This window comes from Ideonella benzenivorans, assembly GCF_020387415.1.
Lineage (GTDB): Bacteria > Pseudomonadota > Gammaproteobacteria > Burkholderiales > Burkholderiaceae_C > Ideonella > Ideonella benzenivorans.
Map to the genome: position 1 here is coordinate 1 of NZ_JAGWCB010000005.1, position 4,250 is coordinate 4,250.

6 protein-coding genes are annotated in these 4,250 nt (G+C 54.2%); all 6 read left to right on the plus strand.

Annotation, left to right across the window (positions count from 1 at the left end):
- The first annotated feature begins 191 nt into the window (after positions 1-191).
- Positions 192-662, plus strand: coding sequence for a hypothetical protein (locus KGA65_RS00840; protein ID WP_225861244.1), 471 nt, complete (start codon positions 192-194; stop codon positions 660-662).
- Between the two features lie 60 nt (positions 663-722).
- The gene (locus tag KGA65_RS00845; RefSeq protein ID WP_225861245.1) at positions 723-1,073 is read left to right on the plus strand and encodes a hypothetical protein; all 351 of its coding nucleotides are present in this window, start codon (positions 723-725) and stop codon (positions 1,071-1,073) included.
- A 107-nt stretch (positions 1,074-1,180) separates the two neighbouring features.
- On the plus strand, positions 1,181-1,477 hold the full coding sequence (locus KGA65_RS00850) for a DUF7684 family protein (protein ID WP_225861246.1): 297 nt from the start codon (positions 1,181-1,183) through the stop codon (positions 1,475-1,477).
- A gap of 98 nt (positions 1,478-1,575) precedes the next feature.
- The gene (locus tag KGA65_RS00855; protein WP_225861247.1) at positions 1,576-1,983 is read left to right on the plus strand and encodes a DUF2251 domain-containing protein; all 408 of its coding nucleotides are present in this window, start codon (positions 1,576-1,578) and stop codon (positions 1,981-1,983) included.
- A gap of 261 nt (positions 1,984-2,244) precedes the next feature.
- The gene (locus KGA65_RS00860; RefSeq protein WP_225861248.1) at positions 2,245-2,652 is read left to right on the plus strand and encodes a hypothetical protein; all 408 of its coding nucleotides are present in this window, start codon (positions 2,245-2,247) and stop codon (positions 2,650-2,652) included.
- A 614-nt stretch (positions 2,653-3,266) separates the two neighbouring features.
- Positions 3,267-4,148: an HNH endonuclease gene (locus tag KGA65_RS00865; RefSeq protein WP_225861249.1), complete on the plus strand. Its 882-nt coding sequence runs from the start codon at positions 3,267-3,269 to the stop codon at positions 4,146-4,148.
- Positions 4,149-4,250: the final 102 nt, after the last annotated feature.

Genomic DNA, 4,250 nt, shown 5'->3' on the forward strand with positions numbered 1-4,250 from the left:
ACGCACCATTGCCATATCGGTCTTCCCCGGCGCCACGTTCCACCTTGCCACGCCGCCAGCGGCTGCGCCAACCCGTGTTTCTTCGGGACGATTTGCGGCGCGGGCGGGCCGATTACTCCGCTAACCCGTCGGTCAAGCGGACAGGCCTTCGGCCAGCCGCTTACCTTGTCCGTTAGCGCTTTGGAGCACTCATGACCGCACGTAGACCATATGAGGAACTGACTGACCTTGAGAAGGTGCAGAAGCAATGGCATAAGTTGTCTGGCCTACACACACGCGAGGAATGGTCCGCTGCCATCGTCCGCGCCGCTACCGCCGCTGAAATTGCAGCCAACTTTGCCGTCCGGCGCGAATTTGAATTGAATAGCGAGTTTGATTCGGAGTTCGTTGACAGTCTTCTTCGTTGGGCTAATGGTCTTGCTGGAAAGCTTGACCGTCTACTCATTCCTCTGAGTGAGACGGACAAAACGAAGAACAAGAAGATGAAGGCGCTGAAGAAAGTCGCAGGAGAAATCAACACCAAGCGCAACGCAATTGCTCATCAGGGTGAGTTCTGCAACGAATATGAGGCCAAGACAGCAATCGCCCAAGCTAAGGAGTTCATATCAACCTTGGTGCAGATATATGACCCTAAGTTCGTCCTCAAGACACGAAAGCCCTAACCCGGCAGTCAACCGGACCTGCGCGAAAAGCCGCGCAGGCCGGTTACTTCTACGTTAGAGATGATCTCGCTTCAACAAGCACAGTTCGCGCTGGAAGCTGCCATTTCAAACCGAGATGATGTGTTTGTCTCGGCGAGCGCCAATGCCGATGAGTACTTCGAATCTCTTGAAAGAGATTTGCGCTCCAGCCTTTGCGAGCCATTCTCTGTCTCCGCGCAGGTCATGGCGCCGGGCTTCCCCTTTGCGGAAGTCGGTGAATCTATTGAGGGGTTCTGCATTGCGCACGCTCGCGGCTATTGGCTTGTGTATCAGCCAGCCGAGGAGCGGTTTCTTTGTTTTTGGGGCGAGAGCGCTTCAAATCTAGGCGCGCATGGTGTATTTGGCACCCCGCTTGGGTGTTGGGCAGCATGAACGTCATCTCTAACTTTGCAGTCGAGAGGGACAGCCAACAAGCTGCGTTTGTTGGTTCCCTCCGCGCTACGCGCTCCGGCTGCCCCTCACTTCCACGTTAAAGCGCAATGCCGTTCGCCAAGAAGCTAGTTCTGCACTGCCCGAACGGTGTGCCTGCCGGCATGGTCGAGCTTGCCGCCCAGTTCGTAGTCGATGGCGTGAAACTAGTGGCGTCAGTTGGCCCGGCTTGTCGCGAAATCGAAGACATCGTCGATGACGCCGCAATCGCAGCAGGCTCACCTGAGAAAAATTTCATCCTTACGTCGGCACACCCTGACGAGTTGCTCGCGGATGTCATTGAGTTCGCAGAGGCGTTTTTCGGTGAGTACGATGGACCGGTCCAGGTCGTGGAGCTGCGGGAATGAAATTTGTGCCGTACATCAACTTGCGCCTTAACCGGTTGCTCGAACGGACGGCTACGCCGCCCGCTCAGCGTCATCGTTAGAGCGCAATACTGATCCCTATGCCTGTCCACGTTACCGCTGAACAGCAGCTTCTCGTCGGAACTCCACTTGTTGTCGAGGGCGCCGCACCGGAAGGAAGGTACGTGGCCGTTTTTGAGGATGACGGAGAAACCGGCTACTTTTATGCGCTAGATCCATCTGACGAGGGCAACGCGATTCAGGATGTATTGCACATCTACAACGTCGCCAGCGTTACGGATCGAGCCATGCCTTCGCTCGTGAAGATCGCCTGGTCTGTGGACTCACTTAGGACCGTACTGCTAATCAACGGGCACCCGCATGCGGTCTTTGATTTCGAGTCCAAGCGCGGCTACTGCCGAAGTGGTTTCCCGCCCCCTTCCCCGAACAGTGCTTGGGCAAGTCACAATCACGAATGGGTCGAAAGTGCAGTGGAGCTTTTCGCCTAATGCGCTCTAACCCCGCGTTCGAGAGGGACCTGCCGCGAAGAGCCGCGGCAGGCCCCTCAACTCCACGTTAGGCCTCTGGTTTGTGAGCAAGACAAATCCACCGCAATCACTGAATTTATGATCCACTTCGACACATCCACTCTTACGACCCCAGCGTCCATAGACAAGCATGTCACGCGTTTTGCAAGAAGCCTAAGTGCAACGCCCCCTGTCTATGTTGAAGTCTCTCCAGAGGGATGGAGCAGACAGGGTTGCTGTGAAATGAATGTGGATCAGTTGATCCAGACCGGCGGTGGAGAGAAGCTCTTTGGCTACAAGATTTGGTACGTCAAAGACAAATTCATTGAAGCCGAAAGGCACGTCGTTCACAAGAGTGATGACGTGATGCGGGATCCGACTTTTAACGCGGATGGGGAGTCAAAAATTCTCTTCGTGCCAGATGCAGACCAATCTGTCGGATATGAAGGCCGCCCTCTCAAAATTCGCCATGGCATATCGCTGACCGGAAAGCGCTTTGCGGAACAAGCCAATGCAACCGATCAATTCATTCATAGAATGAGCGATGAAGAGTCGTGGGCCAACATGCCTACCTATGAAGACTGGCTGTCGGGCAATCGCATGCCAAGCATTATTCCTGGCATGCTAGTCCGTGGCGACAACGCGGCATGAGCTCACATACAAATAACGGTATCGCGCCTTCGCGCAGCCTAACTGGTTGGTCAAGCCGACGCCCACAAGCTTCGCTTGCGGGTACCCTCCGTGCTACGCACTCCGGCGCGGCTTACCGCGGGCGTTGGGCCCCTCACTCATGAGCGCCACATTTCACTTCACCTTTGAAAATGACTGGCGGACCGCACCGCTAGCATTCTGGGTGCATGTGCCTGTTCCGGGAACCACAGAATTGTGCGAGCCGCCCGCTCCGAATCAAGTACCCCACAAAGGCTACCTCGTTTTGCATGTGCAGTTTGATGAGTACGAACTTCAGTTCAGTGATCCCGCACAACTCGACCACTTTATCGAGGTGCTCTCATCCAAACCGCTCCCCACCTCACGGCAGCTGTCTTCTCGCCGTGGCCTTCCGGTTGGACCTAATGGCCATTGGTTAAGCCGCCTCCCAGCCAAACTGAAGTCACCACGGAAGCGCCTCCAATTAGTCAAGGCCTTGACATCGGTACGCGCAGAGTTGCCACGTCCGTGGCCCAACAATTCGCTCCAGGGGACGCTGCGCGACAAAGCCGCGCAGCGTCCCTGAGCTTTGACGTTAGCCGGCCTCGTTCCCTATCATGTATTGCCCCTACACCGACAACGAACTAGAAGCGCACGCATCGAACTGTGAACATATTATCCCGTTGTCTCTTGGCGGGTCGAACCAATTTGTTATTCATGTTGATGCATCGTTTAATTCTGAGGCTGGCAGCAAGATTGATGGTGCCCTAGCAAATGACTTCTTGATTCTTTCTCGCCGAATTGCCCTAGACGCACGAGGACATAGCAACAAGAAACCTACTGCGAAGAGTAGACAGTCAAAGATGGGGGAGGAAGAAAAACCAGTTCAAATCGAATTTTTCAGCCAGGACGGATTGAAAGTTTACGATCCTATCGCTCGGCGAGATTTGGAGGAGCATGAGTTTTCTGGCAAGAAGTTCACTTCCAGAATTTCTCTCTCGCCTCATGGTCGCTTACAGTTCGCGGCGAAAGTGGCATTGGCTGCGGGCTATTTTTTGTTTGGAGACTGGTTTCGAGAAAATATTTCCCACCACGAAGTTCGGGCGCTTATGAACTTTCATCGATCTTCGAAATTTGAAGACTTCGAAGGGTTCAATCTTCGGGCTTACGACGAGTTCACTCCTGCCAGTGAGGAAGACCAACAGCAACGTGCCCTCGACGAGTTCATGTGCATGACTGTAAAGGGTTCTTGCGTGTATTTCATACCGGGGCCAAAAAACGTTGGCATTACCGTCGGCGTGTTAGGCAAGTACGTTGCAACATTGAATGTGCCGGGAAATACCGACGGCTTTCCCTTCTCGGAAGAGAATGACTTGGGGCATGCTGTGCTAATAGAGCAAGGGAAGATGGAGCGAATGTCCTACAGAAATTTTGTTCGCCGAGCATCCGAACGCCTGCCATCCGCAAATGCCGGCTCTCAAGAAACACCAACCAAGTGATTGATTTGCAAAGGTGTTTTTTAGACGGGTTCTGCTGCGACGAGTTTCATGCCGAGCTTGCTGGCCCGCTGACTGAGGTTGTGCAGCACCCGCTGGCGGTAG

What these genes read in the sequence shown, in the direction of transcription:
- KGA65_RS00840 (WP_225861244.1), top strand. Translation starts at nt 192, where the DNA reads ATGACCGCACGTAGACCATATGAGGAACTGACTGACCTTGAGAAGGTG.
- KGA65_RS00845 (WP_225861245.1), top strand. Translation starts at nt 723, where the DNA reads ATGATCTCGCTTCAACAAGCACAGTTCGCGCTGGAAGCTGCCATTTCA.
- KGA65_RS00850 (WP_225861246.1), top strand. Translation starts at nt 1,181, where the DNA reads ATGCCGTTCGCCAAGAAGCTAGTTCTGCACTGCCCGAACGGTGTGCCT.
- KGA65_RS00855 (WP_225861247.1), top strand. Translation starts at nt 1,576, where the DNA reads ATGCCTGTCCACGTTACCGCTGAACAGCAGCTTCTCGTCGGAACTCCA.
- KGA65_RS00860 (WP_225861248.1), top strand. Translation starts at nt 2,245, where the DNA reads ATGAATGTGGATCAGTTGATCCAGACCGGCGGTGGAGAGAAGCTCTTT.
- KGA65_RS00865 (WP_225861249.1), top strand. Translation starts at nt 3,267, where the DNA reads ATGTATTGCCCCTACACCGACAACGAACTAGAAGCGCACGCATCGAAC.